The 19,031-nt window shown below is 48.6% G+C and carries 17 protein-coding genes and 1 pseudogene; 5 read left to right on the forward strand and 13 right to left on the reverse strand.

The window, feature by feature from the left end; all coding sequences use genetic code 11:
• Window positions 1-32: 32 nt before the first annotated feature.
• On the reverse strand, window positions 33-1,142 hold the full coding sequence (gene dnaN, locus IE074_RS04830) for a DNA polymerase III subunit beta (RefSeq protein ID WP_189384308.1): 1,110 nt from the start codon (window positions 1,140-1,142) through the stop codon (window positions 33-35).
• 2 nt (window positions 1,143-1,144) lie between these two features.
• Entirely contained in the window at window positions 1,145-2,623 is a 1,479-nt protein-coding gene (gene dnaA, locus IE074_RS04835) for a chromosomal replication initiator protein DnaA (protein WP_189384309.1), read from the reverse strand.
• Between the two features lie 296 nt (window positions 2,624-2,919).
• Between dnaA and rpmH the strand changes: the two genes are divergently transcribed.
• The 4 genes from rpmH to yidC all read left to right on the forward strand — a co-directional run bounded on the left by rpmH (window position 2,920) and on the right by yidC (window position 5,524).
• Entirely contained in the window at window positions 2,920-3,054 is a 135-nt protein-coding gene (gene rpmH, locus IE074_RS04840; RefSeq protein WP_006578231.1) for a 50S ribosomal protein L34, read from the forward strand.
• A gap of 96 nt (window positions 3,055-3,150) precedes the next feature.
• Entirely contained in the window at window positions 3,151-3,522 is a 372-nt protein-coding gene (gene rnpA, locus IE074_RS04845) for a ribonuclease P protein component (protein ID WP_189384310.1), read from the forward strand.
• On the forward strand, window positions 3,519-3,785 hold the full coding sequence (gene yidD / locus IE074_RS04850; protein WP_189384311.1) for a membrane protein insertion efficiency factor YidD: 267 nt from the start codon (window positions 3,519-3,521) through the stop codon (window positions 3,783-3,785). The genes rnpA and yidD overlap by 4 nt, the downstream gene beginning before the upstream one ends.
• A gap of 71 nt (window positions 3,786-3,856) precedes the next feature.
• The gene (yidC, locus tag IE074_RS04855; protein ID WP_189384312.1) at window positions 3,857-5,524 is read left to right on the forward strand and encodes a membrane protein insertase YidC; all 1,668 of its coding nucleotides are present in this window, start codon (window positions 3,857-3,859) and stop codon (window positions 5,522-5,524) included.
• 446 nt (window positions 5,525-5,970) lie between these two features.
• Here the strand turns inward: yidC and IE074_RS04860 are convergent, their stop codons facing one another.
• The 4 genes from IE074_RS04860 to IE074_RS04875 form a co-directional block, all read right to left on the reverse strand.
• Window positions 5,971-8,085, reverse strand: a complete 2,115-nt coding sequence (locus IE074_RS04860) for an acetate--CoA ligase family protein (RefSeq protein ID WP_229793887.1) — start codon at window positions 8,083-8,085, stop codon at window positions 5,971-5,973.
• A gap of 219 nt (window positions 8,086-8,304) precedes the next feature.
• Window positions 8,305-9,486, reverse strand: a complete 1,182-nt coding sequence (locus IE074_RS04865; protein WP_189384313.1) for a cytochrome P450 — start codon at window positions 9,484-9,486, stop codon at window positions 8,305-8,307.
• A 276-nt stretch (window positions 9,487-9,762) separates the two neighbouring features.
• Window positions 9,763-12,129: a cytochrome P450/oxidoreductase gene (locus IE074_RS04870; protein ID WP_189384314.1), complete on the reverse strand. Its 2,367-nt coding sequence runs from the start codon at window positions 12,127-12,129 to the stop codon at window positions 9,763-9,765.
• 76 nt (window positions 12,130-12,205) lie between these two features.
• The gene (locus IE074_RS04875; RefSeq protein ID WP_189384315.1) at window positions 12,206-13,189 is read right to left on the reverse strand and encodes a Bug family tripartite tricarboxylate transporter substrate binding protein; all 984 of its coding nucleotides are present in this window, start codon (window positions 13,187-13,189) and stop codon (window positions 12,206-12,208) included.
• 153 nt (window positions 13,190-13,342) lie between these two features.
• On the opposite strand from IE074_RS04875, the gene IE074_RS04880 reads away from it, so the two are divergent.
• On the forward strand, window positions 13,343-14,152 hold the full coding sequence (locus tag IE074_RS04880; protein WP_189384316.1) for an IclR family transcriptional regulator: 810 nt from the start codon (window positions 13,343-13,345) through the stop codon (window positions 14,150-14,152).
• Between the two features lie 69 nt (window positions 14,153-14,221).
• Here IE074_RS04880 and IE074_RS04885 read toward each other — a convergent pair whose 3' ends face one another.
• From IE074_RS04885 to qatD, 7 genes and pseudogenes are all read right to left on the reverse strand, one after another.
• The gene (locus tag IE074_RS04885; RefSeq protein ID WP_189384317.1) at window positions 14,222-15,685 is read right to left on the reverse strand and encodes an autotransporter outer membrane beta-barrel domain-containing protein; all 1,464 of its coding nucleotides are present in this window, start codon (window positions 15,683-15,685) and stop codon (window positions 14,222-14,224) included.
• A 14-nt stretch (window positions 15,686-15,699) separates the two neighbouring features.
• A complete protein-coding gene (locus IE074_RS04890; protein ID WP_189384318.1) occupies window positions 15,700-16,704 on the reverse strand; it encodes a hypothetical protein in 1,005 nt (334 codons plus the stop codon).
• Between the two features lie 170 nt (window positions 16,705-16,874).
• On the reverse strand, window positions 16,875-17,015 hold the full coding sequence (locus IE074_RS04895) for a hypothetical protein (protein ID WP_189384319.1): 141 nt from the start codon (window positions 17,013-17,015) through the stop codon (window positions 16,875-16,877).
• A 54-nt stretch (window positions 17,016-17,069) separates the two neighbouring features.
• Window positions 17,070-17,579, reverse strand: a complete 510-nt coding sequence (gene rhuM / locus IE074_RS04900; RefSeq protein ID WP_344985395.1) for a RhuM family protein — start codon at window positions 17,577-17,579, stop codon at window positions 17,070-17,072.
• Window positions 17,482-17,679: pseudogene (rhuM, locus tag IE074_RS14770) on the reverse strand (RhuM family protein); the annotation flags it as partial. The gene rhuM (IE074_RS04900) and the pseudogene rhuM (IE074_RS14770), both read right to left, overlap by 98 nt.
• On the reverse strand, window positions 17,658-17,813 hold the full coding sequence (rhuM, locus tag IE074_RS14775; protein WP_229793889.1) for a RhuM family protein: 156 nt from the start codon (window positions 17,811-17,813) through the stop codon (window positions 17,658-17,660). The gene rhuM (IE074_RS14775) and the pseudogene rhuM (IE074_RS14770), both read right to left, overlap by 22 nt.
• A 459-nt stretch (window positions 17,814-18,272) precedes the next feature.
• The gene (gene qatD, locus IE074_RS04910; RefSeq protein WP_189384320.1) at window positions 18,273-19,022 is read right to left on the reverse strand and encodes a Qat anti-phage system TatD family nuclease QatD; all 750 of its coding nucleotides are present in this window, start codon (window positions 19,020-19,022) and stop codon (window positions 18,273-18,275) included.
• Window positions 19,023-19,031 lie beyond the last annotated feature (9 nt).

A 19,031-nucleotide genomic window follows, 5' to 3' on the forward strand; every position in this document is an offset into this window, starting at 1 on the left:
ATGGCAAGGCCGGAACTTTGATGGTGGCCTGATTAAATACGCATTGGCATAACAACGTATTTGAACTCTGTTTCCTCGGGCAGGCTGATAAGTGCGGATGCATTGACATCCGGCTTGACAGACCAGGTGATTTCTTCGGTTTTTGCCATGGCCAGGACATCCAGCAAATAGCTTACGTTGAAACCGACATCAATGGGTTCAAATTCATAATTTACTTCAATTTCTTCCCTTGCCTCTTCCTGCTCGGCATTGGAGGAGGAAATTTGCAGCAGATTGTTTTCAAGATGCAGCTTGACGCCCTTGAGCTTGTCAGTCGTTAAAATGGCGGCACGTTGCAGGCTGCTTTGCAAGGCTTCACGATTGATATTGAAACTACGGGTATAGTCGGTTGGAATGACCCGTTTGAAATCGGGGAATTTTCCTTCCACCAGCTTGGAAATAAGCTCCACATCACCAAAAGTGAAACGGATCTGGCCGGCCGCCAGGTCTATGGTGACGGGCTCATCGCTTTCATCAAGCAGGCGCTGCATTTCAAGAACGGTTTTACGTGGAACAATGACCTCATGACGCCCGTCAATGCTTTCAACCATTTCGGCAGCATGGGCCAAACGGTGACCATCGGTGGCGACAGTACGAACCATGCCTTCTTCAAACACCATGAGCATACCATTCAGATAATAGCGGATGTCTTGCTGGGCCATGGCAAAGTGCACCATGTTAAACAGCTTGCGCAAGGTTTTCTGCGGCATGGACAGGCTCAGGTTCCAGCTTTCGGGCTGGGCAACGGTTGGGTATTCGGCACCGTCCAGTGTTTGCAGGGCAAAGCGGCTTTTTCCGGCATTGATCGACATTTTTCCATCGTTCAGGCCCAGTTTGACTTCTCCGGTATTGGGCAGGGCCCGCAAGATATCCAGCAATTTACGTGCGGCAACCGTAGTGGATTCCACATCATCACCTACGCCAAAGTCGGCATGCGTGGTGATCTGGACCTCAAGATCGGTTGCAATGAATGCAACACGGTTACCTTCTTTTCGCAACAGGATATTTGCCAGAATGGGCATCGTATGCCTGCGTTCAACAATACCGGCCACTGTTGACAGCGGCTTGAGTACAGCATCTCGGGTAGCTTGTAGCAATTGCATGATTATCCTTTTAAGGTTTGTTCTAACACGTGTAATTGGTGATTCAACTCTGCGTTTTTCACGCGTGCTTCGGTTATTTTTCGTACGGCATGCAGAACGGTTGTGTGATCCCGTCCACCAAACAGATCGCCAATTTCGGGCAGGCTTTTCTGGGTCAGCTCTTTGGCCAGATACATGGCAATTTGCCGTGGCATCGCAATATTGGCGGGGCGCCGTTTGGAATACATTTCCTGAACCTTGATTTTATAAAAATCGGCCACGGTTTTCTGGATATTTTCAACAGTGATTTGCCCATTGGAAACAGACAGAAGATCCTTGAGCGCTTCCTTGCAAACTTCAACGGTAAAGGTTTTCAGCCCGTGAAAACCGGCATAGGCAGACACTTTACTAAGTGCTCCTTCCAGTTCACGAACGTTGCTGCGCAAATGCTTGGCAATAAAGAACGCGGCTTCCTCTTTCAGGATAATGCCTGGCTTTTCTTCGGCCTTGCGAAGCAAAATGGCTACCCGCATTTCCAGCTCGGGGGGTTCGATATGGACGGTTAAACCAGAATCGAAACGGGAGGTAAGTCGGTTGCTGATATCCTGCAATTCACGCGGGTAGGTATCGGACGTGATGATGATTTGCTTGTTTTGCGCCACCATGGTTTCGTACAGATAGAAGAACTCTTCCTGGGTACGGTCTTTTTTACGGAAAAACTGGATATCGTCAATCAGCAACAGGTCGAGTGAATGGTAATAACGCTTGAACTCATCAAAGGTACTGGTTCGGAATGACTTGACCAGATCCGAATAATATTGGTCAGCATGGATATACCGTACCCGGTTGACCTTGCCCGCTTTGATCAGGGCATTGCCAATGGCGTGCATCAGGTGGGTTTTACCCAGGCCTGTACTGCCGTAAATAAAAAACGGGTTATAGGCTGAAACGCCCGGTTTGTCGACAATTTGTGCTGAAGCGGCATTGGCCAGCTGGTTTGAGCGGCCTACCACCAGACTTTCGAAAGTCAGGTTGGGGTTGATATGCGAACGCTTGTAAATGAAGTCTTCGGATTCGGTATTGCCAAATGAAGCGGTGGCCGGCACATTGGGCGCAGCGGACTCTATGATGACTTCGGGGCTTGTACCAAACGGCTGGGTACCCGTAACGGGTGCGGCCTGAACAGGGGCGACCGGTGCGGATGCCAAGGCCACCGCGGCAGTTGCGCCAGACATGGCAGGCGGCACCTGATTGGCACGCACCAGCTGGAACATGACCTTGACATCGGGACGATTGAACCACTGGGATGCCAATTCCTGAATTCGCGCCGTGTAATTGGTTTTGGCCCAGTTCTGCTTGATTGGCGTAGGCGCAGAAATGCGCAGCTCTCCCAGTTCTTCATCAAAACCAAGAGGAGCCAGCGGAAGCACCCACGCTTTCATTTGCTCGGGAGGAAGTTCCTGCGCCAATGCCTGGATACAGGATTGCCAAAACTCTTTCATATACGATCTACGATAAAAACGTTCTATTTTACCCTGACAAGCTAAAAGTTATCCACAACTTGAATAATTAATGGGAAATTTTCCACAAAGTGCGTTCTTTTCAAAAAAAGAACAGATTTTATGTTTTAATTACGGGAATTCAGCCTAAACCATTGACTAATCACTAATTATTTGATGAAATAAAAGGCTTTACAAAATTCTTTACACCGTTTGGATCATTTTTGGGTATCTTTGATAGTTTCAAATACTAAAAAGGGTCCTGAACAAGCTCTTAGCTCTTTATATTTGGAATTTCCATGAAACGTACATACCAACCATCAGTCACACGCCGTAAACGCACGCACGGCTTTCGCGTTCGCATGAAAACACGTGGCGGCCGCGCAGTTATCAACGCACGTCGTGCAAAAGGCCGCAAGCGTTTAGCTGTTTAATCCCAGCTGATTACAATTTAATAATCAGGTTGAACAGAAAGTGTGTTTACCCGTTAAACACATGGCTTTATTATCTGCTCGTCCCGATTCCTAAGCATGCCAAGCGCCTCCTATCCCAAAGCGGCGCGACTGCACCGCCCCTTAGAGTTCACCAATGCCCTGAAAGGCAAACGTGTATCTCGAGGGGCTTTGTTTACGCTTAGCAAAGCCAAGCCAGTCTACCCTCTTACCGAACCAATCGCCCGATTGGGGCTTGTTATCGCCAAACGGTTTGCCGCCAAAGCCACCACCCGCAACGCCATCAAAAGGGTTGCCCGTGAGTCTTTCAGACATTGCCGTCATGAGTTACCTGCCTGCGACTACGTTATTCGCCTGCATGGCAAGGTTACTCCCTGTACCCTTACCGAACTCAAGATAACCATACGGAAAGAAATCGACCATCATTTTGCAAAGGCAAAATCGGCATGATCAAGAAAATACTCATAGCACCTATCCGGTTCTACCGATATTTCCTAAGCCCCTGGATCGGACGTTCCTGCCGTTTCACGCCCACCTGCTCCGAATACATGATAGAAGCCATTGAAACCCACGGTGCCGCCAAAGGGCTGTATCTGGGTACACACCGGATCTGTCGCTGTAATCCGTGGTGCCAGGGTGGTCATGATCCTGTTCCCCCTGTTTCTGGCCGCTCCTCGCCTGAGAAGAGTCTTTTTCCCAAAGATTTGTTTTAAATTCAGGTGTTATAACCCTAGCTGGGTTAAACTGACGAGCTTTACTAACCGCTTAATAATGATCAGGTTAAATGGATATTAGACGCACCATCCTCTGGATGATTTTTGTATTTTCGGTCTTCGCCATCTGGAATAACTGGCAAACCTATAATGGTCAGCCATCCCTGTTTGGCCAGGCTCCCCAATCCGAAACCACTTCCAATCCGGCTTCCGGTACGCCTGGCGTTCCCAATGCAGCCTCGCCTGCCGGTACTGCCGCCACTCCGTCAACAACAGCACCTGCCGTTGCTTCAGAAAAAATCACCATCAACACCGATGTTTTCAAATTGAATTTTGATTCCATAGGTGCCCAGATTGTGTATGCCGAGTTGTTGAAGTATCCTTCCGCTGAAAACCGTGACCAGCCAATCGTACTGCTGGATAACTCTGCTGCGGCAGAATATATTGTGCAAAGCGGCCTGGTCGCACCACAAGGAAGCAACAAGCGCTACCCCGACCAGAATACCGCCTTCAGAATGGTTTCTACTGAAACCACCATGACAGGTGATACTCTGCCGGTGGTCTTTGAGTCTGAGTCTGACGGCATCAAGGTGACGCGTACCTATACGTTCCATCGCAATTCTTACCGAATTGATGTCAAGGACGAGGTCACCAACACTGCCGCCGAACCACAATCCCCCTCACTGTACCTGCAAATTGCCCGTGACAGCCAGGATCCGGTTGGCAGCTCCAGCTTCTATCCCACCTTTACGGGAATGGCGGTTTATTCTGATGAAGAACGCTTCCAGAAAGTGTCCTTTTCTGAAATTGACAAGAAAAATGCCGATTATATTAAATCGGCTGACGATGGCTGGATCAGTGTCATTCAACACTTCTTTGTGACCGCCTGGGTACCCCAGGAAGGCAAAGAGCGTTTTATTGACATGCGCAAGGTTTCCAATACCCTGTATGCCATCAGTGCGGTAGAGCCATTAGGCAGCATCGCACCCAACAGTACGGTTGCCACCCAATCCACCTTATGGATAGGTCCGCAAGACCAAAAAGCCCTTGCAGCCATTTCTCCTTCCCTGGATCTGGTCGTTGACTATGGCTGGCTAACCATTCTTGCCAAACCCATGTTTACCTTCATGACCTGGTTATATACCCTGGTAGGTAACTGGGGCTGGACGATCGTTCTGCTAACCGTCATTATCAAATTAATCCTTTATCCATTGTCGGCCTCCAGCTATCGCTCCATGGCCAAAATGAAAAACGTGGCACCGCGCATGCAGGCCCTGAAGGAAAAATTCGGTGACGACCGCCAGAAGCTGAACACAGCCATGATGGAAATGTACCGTACCGAGAAAATCAACCCATTGGGCGGCTGTTTCCCAATCCTGATCCAAATCCCGGTATTCCTTACCCTGTACCGCGTTTTGCTGTCCAGCGTGGAAATGCGTGGCGCAGGCTGGATTGGCTGGATTACCGACTTGTCAGTCCGTGACCCGTATTTCATCCTGCCAGCCATCATGATGGCCACCATGTTCCTGCAGATCAAGCTGAATCCAACACCGCCTGATCCAATGCAAGCCAGAATCATGATGCTCATGCCACTGGTATTTGGTGCCATGATGTTCATGTTCCCGGCCGGTCTGGTACTGTACTGGTGTGTTAACAACGTTCTGTCTATTGCCCAGCAATGGTACATTACCCGCAACATGAATAAAGCGGCCAATGAAGCCATCCTGACGCACAAGTAATTCCAGTGCTGTCATTTTCCGGTTTGTCTTTGCCAGGCAAACTGGCATGAAAACAAGGAACCGCATCTTCGGATGCGGTTTTTTATGGTCGGCCCCTGCCGGTCAAAGATATGTGACTTTTCAGAACCCAATGGCAAAGATGAAGAAAAACAGGAAATAGTAATTTACTATCAGAAATTAACAATAAATAAATTATACAAAAATACAGTCTGGTATTAAGATACAAACATTGCAGCGGTGAAGGGTTCTCTAACGCGCAGTAGGACACTTCACTAAAACTGCAAGCCTTGTGTGGTGCAGATCCGGATGTTGCAGACTTGCACCACACTCCCTCCCCTTGAAAATAGGGGGAATGATCCTTTTGAAGTCTCCTCCTCCCCTTAAGTGGGGAACTCCTCCCTTATGCCTGCCTTTTATCAAGGCAGGCTTTTTTTTATACGTTTTAATTAAACTTCTATGAGTGCATCAGCGATGTAGCAACCCTTTACACCAGGAACCGCCAGAATCGGGTTGACTTCCACCGATTGAATCTGCTCCTGTGTCTGGGCCGCAAAAACAGACAGGCGGGACAGCTGTTCGGCAAGCCCGTCAATATCAACCGCCGGTTTGCCACGCACGCCTTGCAAAATAGCCGCACTGCGAATACTGAGAATCAGCTTCCTGGCTGTTTCAGGGCTGAATGGGCAACGATGCAAGACCACGTCTTTCAACACTTCCACGTGAATGCCACCCAGACCGAACATGGCGACCGGCCCAAAAACAGGGTCATTTTTAACGCCCATAATACATTCAACAGCATTGTTTACCTGCTTGGCAACAAGGATCCCCGTAATGTTTGCAGAGGGTGCCTTTTCGGCTGCTCTTTGCAAGAGCAATGCATAACTTTCATGCACTTCGGCAATACTGGACACATTAAGAATAACACCACCTATTTCAGATTTATGCTTGATATCAGGTGACAGGATTTTCATGACAACAGGAAAACCGAATTTATCCGCCAGCCGTGCCGCTTCCGCCGCATCATGGGCAATTCCTTCCGGAATGACCTGCAAACCCGCCTCTTCCAGGATAAGCTTGGCCTGGGCTTCGTCAGGTGTGCTGGCAAGCGCGGCAACGGTTTTCTTTTCAAAGGGAATGAGGGCATCTGGCCTGGCAAAGGCCGTACCCAAAACGCCCATATGATGAATGGCCTTGGTGGCACGGATAGGATCTTCAAACACTGAAAACCCATCCGCTTCGTAGCGCGCTATGGTGTCTTTTTCTGCAATGATGGATAAAGCGAACAAATGATCAGGGTGTTTATCAACCGCCTTTTTAAGTTCCGGACGCAGTTTGGCCTCAATAGAAGCGGTTCCAGCTGCATGGGCAAAAAAGGCCAGAATGGATGGATACTGTTGAGTATCCAGCATGGTTGAAAGGAACTGGTCAGCCAATTCAGGCTGATTAATGACCTGAGCGGTACAATCTACCGGATTCTTGACGGCTGCAAATGACAAGGCTTCTTTAAGCGATGCCTGGGCGTTTTGTTCCAGTTCAGGCATGGGCAAGTTAAGATCTTCGGCAGCATCACTAATCAGTATGCCGGCGCCACCACTAACGGTAATCACACCCAATGCATTGTTTTCCGGATAAATCTTTTTTGTGGCCATATAGGCAATATCCAGGAACTCATCGGGGCTGTATGCCCTGACGGCAGCGTATTCTTCAAGGACCGCATTGAACACGGCGTCATCACCGGCAATTGAGGCGGTATGGGATTGTGCCGCCATTTGACCAATTTCACTGCGCCCGGCTTTCATGACCACCACCGGTTTGCGATACTGCTTGGCCAATCGTAATGCCTCAATGAATTTATCCGCATTTGACAAGCCTTCCAGGTACACACCAATGACCTGAATTTGCGGGTCAAGAACCATATCAATCATCGCATCGGCCACATTGATATCAGCTTCATTGCCGGTGGTGACACAAAGCGGAATACCGATGCCACGGTTTCGGGCAGAACAGAAAATATGCAGGGCGAAAGCACCTGACTGGCTGGCGATTGCAATGGAGCCGGGTAAAGGCCAGTACAGCTCAAAGGCAGAGGAAAAGGTTGAGAACAGACCCTGACGGTCATCATAAAAACCCAAAGTATTGGGACCCAACACACGAATGCCATATTTTTTTGCTGTGGCAATCAACGCTTCCTGCATGAGCCTGCCTTCTTCACCCACTTCGGAAAAACCGGCAGACAAAATCACGGCCAGACGTGTACCACGTTTACCCAGGTCCTCTACCGCCTTGATGACCATACGGCTTGATACGGCAATAATGGCAATTTCGGGCGTTTCGGGCAGGCTGTCCACATCGGGATAGGCCTTCAGGCCCTGTACGGTTTCCTGTTTGGGATTGACTGGGTAAATCCGGCCAGCATAATTACGCTGCAGCATATAAGAGATGGGACGGCCGCCAATGCGCAAGGGGTCATTGGAAGCGCCAATGATGGCAATTGAATCAGCCTCCCACATTTTTTTATTGTTTTGTACCTGCAAGTTTGTTGTGATGTCGGGTTTACCCACTTGGATCTCCATTAATATTATTTATTCAATACATGCCCGGAATTATTCCGGGTGCTTGACTTAATGTAGTCCAAAGCCCTGATTTTTAGAATATTTATAAATTTAAGGGCGTATTCATCAAAATTGAATCCAGGGCAATATTTTTCTTGTGAATCAGGAGAAATATTGCCCTGGTTTTCTGAACAGTTTTTAACGGGTCATAAAGTAGCCTGAAGACGATTAGCTGCAAGCGCCGCAGCAGGTTTCCATCACCAGCTTAATGGGCAGGGAATCAAAACCACCCGCCGGATACATGGCGTGCACCGGTGCTGCATTTTCTCCCAATGCGAAGCGGCTGGTGCCTTTTAACAGTTCTTGCATAATCAGGCGCAATTCCAGCCTGGCCAATGGTGCACCCGGACAGGCATGAATACCGGCACCATACAGCAGGTTTTGTGATGGATCACGGTCATTACGAAACTCATCGGGCTTGCCAAATACCGCTTCATCGCGATTGGCGGATGCCCACAGCAGGGTTAGACGCTCACCCGCTTCAATGTGATGGCCTGCAACCGTTACCGCTTGGGTGGTTACACGACGGCTGGCAATCAAAGGGGGGTGAATACGCAGGATTTCATCAATGGCAGCTGGAAGTAACTTGGGTTTGTAACGCAGTTGATGCTGCAACTTCAGGTTTTTGGCAAGGTAATTAACCAGTATTCCCAGACAGGCGGCAATACTGCCCAATTCACCTACGGTCCAGTTACGCAAAATGCTTACAATAGCTTCATCGCTGATGGGCTGGCCATTAACCGTTTCAAGCATTAACGCTGTTGTTAAATCGTCAGGGGCATGAGTGCCTGCCTTGCGGCGTTCTTCAAGCAAAGTGCGGATATAACCATCAAATTCAACAGCAATTTCTGACAAAGCCTGGCGATCCTGGGCCAGGGTGGCCTGATGATTTTTACGAACCCATTGATTCAGAGGTTCATGCAATGATTCAGGCCAGCCTAAAAAGGCGCATTGCGCCCGCACTGCATAAATTTGTGCAAATCCCGAAATAAATTCAAATTCCTGGTTTTGATGCGATTGCCGCACCAGCTCAGCAGCAATTTCTTGACATACCGGTTCAAAAGCTGCCATACGTGATTCATTGAAAAACGGCTCAATAAGTGCCCTGTAAATGGTATGTTCAGGCTGGTCCATTCCATTAGGCACCGAGACATGCCGGGAAACGGCATTGCTGAATGTTTGGGGATCATTCAGTACATTCACGACATCTTCATGCTTGAAAAGTGTCCAGTGCAAGCGTTCATCGTGCACAACAGGGCAACGTTGCCGAATCTGGTCATAGGCGGTGATGGGATCTTTTGAAACTGATGCTTGCTGAACAGCATTGGAAAGAGTGGTGGTGTCGTTCATTGAGAGATATCCTTGCTTATATGTTAAGCATTCTTGCATAAACAGCGTTGAATTCCCTTGATATGCATCAATAGTAGACTAAATTAGTCGGGTATTGGTCTCCATAATTACTTATTGTATGCCGTGGCAAAATAATTCACTTTCCATTGATAAGTTGTTATTCCGCTATGGTCTGACTATTAAATGGCAAACCAAGCGGATAACACATCACTCTTCACACCTCTTGCATGATGTTTACGTATAAGTATTATCAAGAAGGTTGTTTGTAAACTAACCTTAAAGTTCAAGAACCAGTTTTTCTCCTTTTGCAGAACGGGAACAGCAAGACATCATTTTGCCGTTTTCTTCTTTCTCGGAACGGGTCAATACAACATCCCGGTGATCAATATCACCCTGCAATACCCTGACCTCACAAGAGCCGCATAAACCTTCACAACAATCGCTTTGCACGTCAATATTGGCACCTTGCAAAGCCTGCAAAAGCGTCTGATCGGCAGCAACCGTCAAGGTAATACCCGAGTCTTTCAGCTCAACTTCAAAAGCCTGTTCTTTGGAGGGGTCCAGTTCACCCAGCACAGAATGGAAATGTTCAACATGCAAGGCATCTTCAGGCCAGTTTTCGCAACATTGTGCCAGGCCTTCCAGCATTCTTTCAGGACCACAGGCATAGATTTGCGTTTTTTCATCGGGAGTGCCCAGCAACCTGGCAAAATCATTACGATTGCCTTCATCTTTGGCATAAACATGCAGGCGGTTACCATGCAAAGCCTCAAGCTCATCCAGAAAGGACATGGATGCCTTTGAACGACCACTGTAATGGATTTCATAATCGATCCCACGCAGCTTGGCCTCCCGGGCCATCGCGCTGATGGGGGTAATACCAATACCACCGGCAATAAAGATGACTCTTTCGGCACTGGGATCCATGCGGAAATGATTGCGTGGACCACGAATCCTGACACGGTCACCCTGTCTGATATTTTCATGTAACCATGCCGATCCTCCGCGGCTTGCCGGATCTTTCAGAATGGCAATTTCCAGGCAGGCGGTATCTGCTGGGTCACTGCACAATGAATATTGACGAGATATACCGGTATCTCCACATTCAATATCAATATGTGCGCCGGGTGTCCAGCGAGGCAATGGTTTTCCATCCGGAGAAATTAATTTCAATTTTAAAATATCTTCAGCAATAATTTTTGCTTCCTGTACAACAACCGGACGACTGATGGCGCTGGCGGAAGGCTCACCCAAACGCAAGGGGGCTTGCAAATCCAGTATCCCGGGATTTTTTCTTTCAGGGTTTTGTGCCGGATCCCACTCTACCCATAAATGCTCGGGCCCCCGGAACGACGTGTTTGGCAGATAATGGAAGGTTTGTTCCGCCAATCGCATATGCGGCAAACGACGCGTGAATTCCTCAAGGAAAATCTGTAATTCCATGCGCGCCAGGTTTTTACCCATGCATTGATGTGATCCATAACCAAAGGTTAACTGTTCACTGGCATTCTCACGTCTTATATCAAAATTGTCAGCATCCTCAAACTTGCGTTCATCATGGTTGGCTGAAGAAGAAACCATCAACAGTTTTGACCCGGCAGGAAGTTCCACATCACCAATTTTGGTATCGCAGGTAACTAATCGACGCCAGGCGGCAATCGAACCATTGTGGCGTAAACATTCTTCCACAGCATTGGGGATTAGCGATGGGTCTTCACAAATTTCCTGCCAGGCATCCGGGTGCTCCAGCAATATTTTCAAGGCATTGGCCGTACCGTGGGCCGTAGTTTCATGCGCGGCCACAATACCCGCCATCATCATGGAGTGCAGGTAAGAATCCGTTATGATATCGGGATGATCTTTCTGCAAGCGAATGCCGTAGCGCATCCAGCCTGGCCCGTCAGGATCCTGACGCATTTTTTCAAGAATTTTACCCGCCAGTTGCCAGAAATTACCCACCGCATGTGCCACTTTCAATTGTTCCTCAGGGCTGGGCCTGCCCCATGTATTGACCGTATGCGCAATGGAATATTTTCGCAGCATGTCCATATCTTCTTCCGGAACCCCCAAAAAATGCAAGGCAACCGTTAATGGCACTTCCCACAGCATCTGGTTAACCAGATCGGCCCTGCCATCATTGATGAAACGGTCTACATATTCCCGGGCCAGTTTCCTGACCATCGGTTCATGGTGTTTCAATGCTTCAGGCGTGAATGGCTCAATCAGCAGACGTCTGCGCGCCATATGCGCAGGCTCGTCTTCGTTAACCAGCGTGCGGCTCATTCCATAATCATACGTTGCCAGAATGGCATTGGCCTCATCGCTGGTTGGCGTGATTTTTTCCAGTGCAATAGAGGGGCTGAAGGTTTTATTGTCACGGAAAACGGCTTTGACATCTTCATAGCGGGTCACAATCCAGTAACCCAGTTTGGGACTGAAAAAAACGGGTTCTTCTTCGCGTGCCCAACGTACGTATTCAGGAGGATTTTGCAGGTAATCATTGCTGAATGGGTCAAATGCCGCCGCCCGGCCACTAACCGGACATCCATTTGCCGATACGGGCTTGCCATTACTTTGTACATGACCGAATGCACTGTGGTCAATCGGGCAACGGGAAATACCGTTAGTAGCTAATTGATTCATTTCATTTGCCTCTTTCATCATTTTAATTTCAATAGATTGGTATAAATTTTAAATTTATACCAATCTTAAATACAGATTAATCCAAGGTGATTTTCAGATCACTGATCAGCTTGTGCCAGCGGGCACGTTCATTGTTCAACAGCTGTTCATATTCCTCTGGCGTATTACCCACCGGCTCAATCCCGAAATCAATCATTTTTTTATTCACGGCAGGTTCGTTGATAACTTCAACCACTTTTTTGTTTAAGCTTGCAATAGTATCTTTGGGTGTGCCGGCAGTTGCCACCATGCCGACCAAGGCTGCCGCTTCAACTCCCTTGTATCCCGCCTCTGCAAAAGTGGGAACTTCTGGCAATTGGGCAAGCCGCGATCCATTTGCCACGGCCAGTGCCTTGACCTTGCCGCTTTTGATAAACCCGGCCCCTGCGGCCAAATCCACCATCATTGCCTGTACCTGGCCACCGGCCACATCTGACAGGGAAGGCGCGGCACCCCGATACGGAACATGCACAATATCAATATCCGCTTCCTCTTTGAGCAGTTCCATGGCCAAATGATGCGGGCTGCCGGCACCGGCTGAACCGTAATTCAACTTACCGGGATTTTCCCTGGTTTTCTGAACGAATTCCTCAACCGAATTAATGCCCGAATTTGGAGAAACAATCAGGATCATGGGAAACTTGCCCATTAGGGTAACGGGCTCCAGATCCTTGACCGGGTCATAGCTTAAGTTTTTATAAAGCGCAGAATTAAAAACCATCGTGCCGTTATCTGCTGACAATACGGTATAGCCATCGGGCGTTGAGCGAGCGGTTTCCACGGCTGCAATAGACGTGTTGCCACCCGGCTTGTTGTCAACCAATACGGTTTGACCTGTTTTTTCAGCTAAAGGCTGGGCAATTGTACGTGCCAAAAAATCCGAACCACCGCCTGCCGGATAAGGCACCAGCCAGCGAACCTGTTTCTCGGGATAATTGGATGCACTGGCATTGGCTGCCGTTAATCCCAATGTTGTGACAGATAAAAGCCCGGCCAGACAGGCCTTTTTTAAGAAATTCATGAAAAGTCTCCTTAGTGTTCAATATCCTTCCTGCGTAAATAATATACGCATTGCGTAATTTTTGTATTCGGGATAACCTGTATCAAGGACTTTTTTTGTAAAATGCCTTATAGCCTATAGACCTCGCTCATCAACAATGACCAGAATCTCACCATGAATACAACCGAAAAACCACACATTCCTGACCGCAGGCAGCGGGTACAGGCCGCAGAAACGGGATTTGCCGTCTTGAAAGGATTAGCCAGAATAGGTGGCAGTGCAAGCCTGACTGCACTGTCCACCTACCTGAATGAGAACCCGGCCAAGGTGCACCGCTACCTGGCCAGTCTGATCGAAGAGGAACTGGTGATTCAGGAACCCGAAACACAGCAATATCGTCTGGGTCTTGAAGCCATGTTCATTGGTCTTTCAGCCATGCGCCAGTCAGATCCCATTCGCCTGGCCGAACCGGCCCTGATCCGTCTGCGGGAAACACTGGAAGTCACCAGTTTTATTGCCGTAATGGGTAATAAAGGGCCGGTTATTGTGCGTTTTGAAGAGCCCAGTCTGCCGGTTACCGTTAACGTGCGGGTGGGTTCTGTCTTGCCTTTGTTAACCTCGGCAACCGGCCGGGTGTTTCTGGGCTTGCAAAATGACAGGCTGGTTCGGCAACTGGCACAGGAAGAGATAAGTAAAACGACCACTTCATTAAATACTGAAAAAATCAATGACCCCGAAATTTTTATCAATCAACTGCGTGAGGAAGTACAAAAACGCAACTGCGCGATTGTGAAAGACACCAATTTAAGGGGTATTAGTGCAGTGGCGGCCCCGGTTTATAATTATGCCGGCCAGTTATGTGCCGTTATCACGGCCCTGGGCGCTACGGGCGGGTTTGATGCCAGCGTGAACGGGAAAATATGCCGTCAGGTGCAGGAAGAAGCACGGCAGCTGAGTACTTCATTGGGCTATATTAAAGATTGATGCAATCATAGGCATGCATCCACAAGCCAAGTGCCTATGGATGCATGCATTATTGATGGACCGTTAGCCTTAAAACTCCCAGACTGCACGTGCAGTGATTTTATGCACTGTAGTTCGTTTACTTAACTCGGCATCATAACCTACCATTACAGACATCCCTTCACGTACCAAAGCGCGGTAGGCAAGCCCTAACTCAAAGCTGTTGCGTGAAAGGTCATCACCCGACAGGTTAAACGTGTTTCCACCCGATACAAAACGGGCGTTCACATCGGGCAAATCACGGAACTCATGCAGGTAACGGGCACGGAACCGCAAGCTGCCTTGATCCTCAAACTGATGATTAAGTTCCGCACCCAATACCGATTGAACAGAAGTCGTCGTCAATTTATCGATATGTTGGGCAATTGCACTGTTACCATCTTCAGTATAGCTGTCAGTCCTGAGGCGGCTGGCACGTACACCTGCCAGCCAGCGCCCGTTCCAGCCCGGTGCAAGCTGGAATGGCAGTCCCAACTCAAAGCGTCCACTAACATTCCAGCCAGAATAATCACCATTCACAGTGCTGTCGAATCCGTTAAACCGTACTCGCCGCTCGATTTTATAATCGTTATAACCCACCGCCAAGGCAGCATCAAAGGTCCAGGCGTCAGTATTGTAACTATAGTAAGTACCCAGATTATAGTTATCCAGTTTCACTTCATCGCCAGTGGCACTTGAGATTCCTTTGGCCTTGGCTTTATTGGCAGACAATGAAACACCCAAGATTGCATTAGCGGATTGATCAAATTCAAGACCAGCAGCCAAACCACCACTATTTAATTTAAATCCATCTTGCCGGTCATGCTCTTTTTGCTTTCCCCAAGCGCCTAAACCCATGGCCCACAAGCGATAACTGTCATTACCTCCTGTTGTCAAACCACGAGGTGCCGTTGACAAGTCATTGCCTCTAACCGCATCCATACGATCAAAAAATGAGGACATGACTGAATTTGTGGCTAATTGCGTTACTTTAGCGGCAGCCCCATTGGTTTGAGGCGCAAGTTGACGCAAGGCGTCCAATAATTGTTCTGTCGTGTTTAAATCAGAAACAGCCTGTAGCGGTGGCCCGGCTGTCTGGCTTCCTTGTAGAGCCAATTGATCTAAAGCTGAAAGCGTTGTATTCTGGTTGCCAGACAGCGCATTAGTTACCGCGATTGGCCGGATCGCATTCAACACCAAATCATTGCCTGAACGGTTAAGGCTATATGACATTAATGAAGAAGAATTCCAGATGGCCAGATTTTCCGGATTCGCCTCCAAACCCAGGCTGGAAACAATACGGTAACTGGCACCATTTGCAATGTAGCCCCGTGAGACGGGTTGAATGGTAGCACCATCTGCCAGCGTTGCGATACCCAGGACATTAATCCGGTCTGAACGGTCTTTACCCGCTACACCCACTTCTAGCACCCCATTGGCAGTTTGTGTATAGTTACCACCAACATTAATAATGCGATCGGCTTGCTCACCAGATGTCTTCAGCGTTCCGTTCACGCTTAAGTTACCCTCTACATCCAGATTTCCACCAAACGTGGTGTTACCGAGGTAATGTTGATATTCTGGATATTCTGCAGATCGCCACGGGCAAAAAACTGTGTACCTGCCGTTTCCAGGGTATTGTTACCTGTACCTCCGTCAATGGTACCGTTGACTTTACCGCCAAACAGCCGCAGAAGGTCATCACCTGCACCCAAATCAATGGCTTTACCATTGTGACCGGTAATTAACCCATAGTTAATTAAAATATCGTTTCCGCCACCCATTTGTACGGCAGCAGCAGGGGTTGTGCTGCCTAATTCATCCACACGCATTGCATCAGGCCCCCCTTCAATGACACCCGTTGCATAATTAACCAACAAGTCGGCGTAATCACCCACCAAACCAATCGCTGTTTTACGCTCGCCAATAATGCTGCCTTCGTTATAGATACGGGCCGTTGCACCTGTTGTAGAGCCTGTATCACGCGCGGTTGCAGGATTATTGCTTATGGTGCCGTTAGCGCCGTCATCAAGCAAGATACCCGTTGATTGACCATAAATTTCCGCTCCTGCCTTATTGATAATGATATTGGGTGTTTTATCCTCAACATCAATACCAAAGCCCGAAGTACCCGTTTGGGTAATGACCCCGCTATTACTCAAGATATAGGTGCCGTTAACATCAAGCTTAATCGTTGACCCACCCACGGCACCAATAAGCCCCCTGTTTTCCAGTATGAAAACAGGGGTGGCCGATGCCGTATCAATGGCATTACCAGTCCCTGTCTGGCTGATAATACCGTCATTAACAAGGGTTGATACTCCATTACCGACTTCTACCGCATCATTGGATCCTGACGTAGTCAATGTGCCACCCGCCTCGACAGTACCAAGGTCAAGATTGGATAAAGTTTGTTTGTTTGTCTCTGTTGTACCGCTGGCCACTGTAAAACTGGCTGCGTAAGAACTTGAAATAAATGAGACCTGCAAGGCGGCCACTAATGTTAGCAACTTGAAATTATTATTGAAATTCAAAACAATAGCCTTTGTGTGAAATTAGAATTAGCAACACTCTAAAAGGCTAAAATGAAAGCTTTGTGACAAAATCTGACGTATTGAAAAATTCAGTATGAATGAACTGGACTTATTTCATTTGTACAACGAAATTTGAATGAGTTGTTAAACATCGACGAATACATCGCGCATCACAACACCCACCCAAACCGTTCATTGGAAACAAGGTGCTGATAGGATGTAAGGCGTCGGCGGTCGGTGGCCCTGATAAAGTTCAGCTCAATACCAGCCAGCGATTGAGTGACCAACACGCCCGACAGCAGATCAGCCATGAACTCGGGCATGAAAGGCTGAAAGTGACGTCGATCTATCTGGGAACTTGAGGCTTATCCGTCATCTCTGGTGTTTGGCTCACTGGCCGCCAGTTTTTTCACTGCTTTGTCGAAGTCGCTTTCAAACAGACGATCCTGCACAATTCTGTACTTCTCAAATTCACTTTCCGCATGCGTCTGAGCAAGTTTTGCAGAAATCTTGCCGCTGTTCTGTAGCACTTCCCGTTCATCAAATTCGAGGAAGGCGTCCAGCCGCTTGGACCAGTCTTCCATGCTCATGGGAATCTTGCGGTGAGCACGATCCTCGGCCAACTCCAGATAGGCGTTGACGATACGACCCAATGAATCCAACTCGTCCTTGGTCAAGTAGTTCTTGGCCACGGCCACGTCGGTTTTCAGGATCTTGCCTTCGGGCGCGCTCGCCCAGGAAGCTGCCGTTTTCCATGCGCTGACGATCCAGCACGTAGCCCTTGATGGCGAATTCACGCAGGACGCCAGTTGCCCACTGGCGGAACTGCGTTGCGCGTAGGGAGTTGACCCGGTAGCCGACGGAAATGATGGCATCGAGGTTGTAGAACTGGGTCTGGTAGTTCTTGCCATCACTGGCAGTTATCCGGAATTTCCGGATAACTGTTTCCGCAGTCAGTTCCTGGCTGGCAAAGATGGCCGTGCCGAACTGACACGATAACCTACTGAAATAATGGCATCGAGATTATAGTGTTTGAGTTTTCTTCGAACCTGACGAGCACCTTCCTGACGAACTACCGAGAAATCCTCAGCAGTTGAAGACTCATTCAATTCTTGCTCTTTATAAATATTTTTCAAATGTAAACTTATATTGTCAGATGAAGTCTCAAACAACTCCGCCATCTGTGCCTGACTTAACCACACCGTGTCCTGCTGCAAAGCAACATGTAACTGTGCCTGTCCATCAGCGCTTAATAAAAATCTGTACCTGTTGTTTATCCATTATCCAATCCTGCGTTTACTTGTTCCAGACACTTTTCACCATGTCCGGTACGACTGTAAATGTCCATCTGTTCTTTGTGCTTATTCGCAAAATGGTTTACTAACGATTCGCAGTCTCACTTCCCGATGCAAAAGGATTGATTGAGTTGTATCTTATTGATTATAAAAATTATTTTTGGGTGTGCTAGGCTTATTTGGACCTATTCTTGGACCCAACGCCGATGCGTCTCTCTTACTGGACATGCATGGCGGTAACGTCGATTTACCTGGGATTTTGAGAACAGCGTTTCAGCTGACAAGGTTCCGCAGGTTGTCGCGAACGATCTTAGCAACATGTGCTGCAGGTAGCCGATGCAGCCGGCCAAGCTCCTCCACGACCGACGCTACATCGGACGGCTTGGATGGCCTGTCCTCTGTTCGAGTGAATGGCCCGTCTGTCTCTGTAAGTAGCCTATCCAACGGAATCGCCTGAACCATGGTCAGATGCCGCTCACTGGCCAGCATAGCTGCGTTGATGGAAAAGTAGCATCCTAATTCCATGGCTCGCCTAGCTTCGCTTTTCGTACCGGTGAACCAGTGCATGACTACTTTACCCCTGCTACGGGGCAGGAACGCTTCGACATGCTCCAGAACGGCTCTTACAGCTCTCACGCTGTGAACCGTAATGATCTTGTCGCCTGCTCCCGCACAGCGTCGGAGGATATGCTGAAAAACGCGCTGCTGAGCCTCCATTGACTTGTAATAACGCGGCCCTGCATCCAGGCCAACCTCGCCCACATAGCGGGTTTCGGATAGGTAGTCATCCCACAACGCGATTTCTGCCTCACGCTCTGCCACCAGTTGCGGATGCAGCCCTAGTGCCGCGCGCACATGTTTCGTGCGTTGTGCCAACTCATGATTGCGAGGCCATGCCCTTGGGGTTGTAGTTACCGCAAGTGTGAAAACGCCAGCCTCGTCGGCCTCACGGACAGCCGTTTCGTGGTCTGGATAAAGATCCAGATGGCAATGGAAGTCCACCAATCCTGTCGTCACGCTCACATCTCTCCA

This window comes from Advenella faeciporci, assembly GCF_014652395.1.
Classification (GTDB): domain Bacteria; phylum Pseudomonadota; class Gammaproteobacteria; order Burkholderiales; family Burkholderiaceae_B; genus Advenella; species Advenella faeciporci.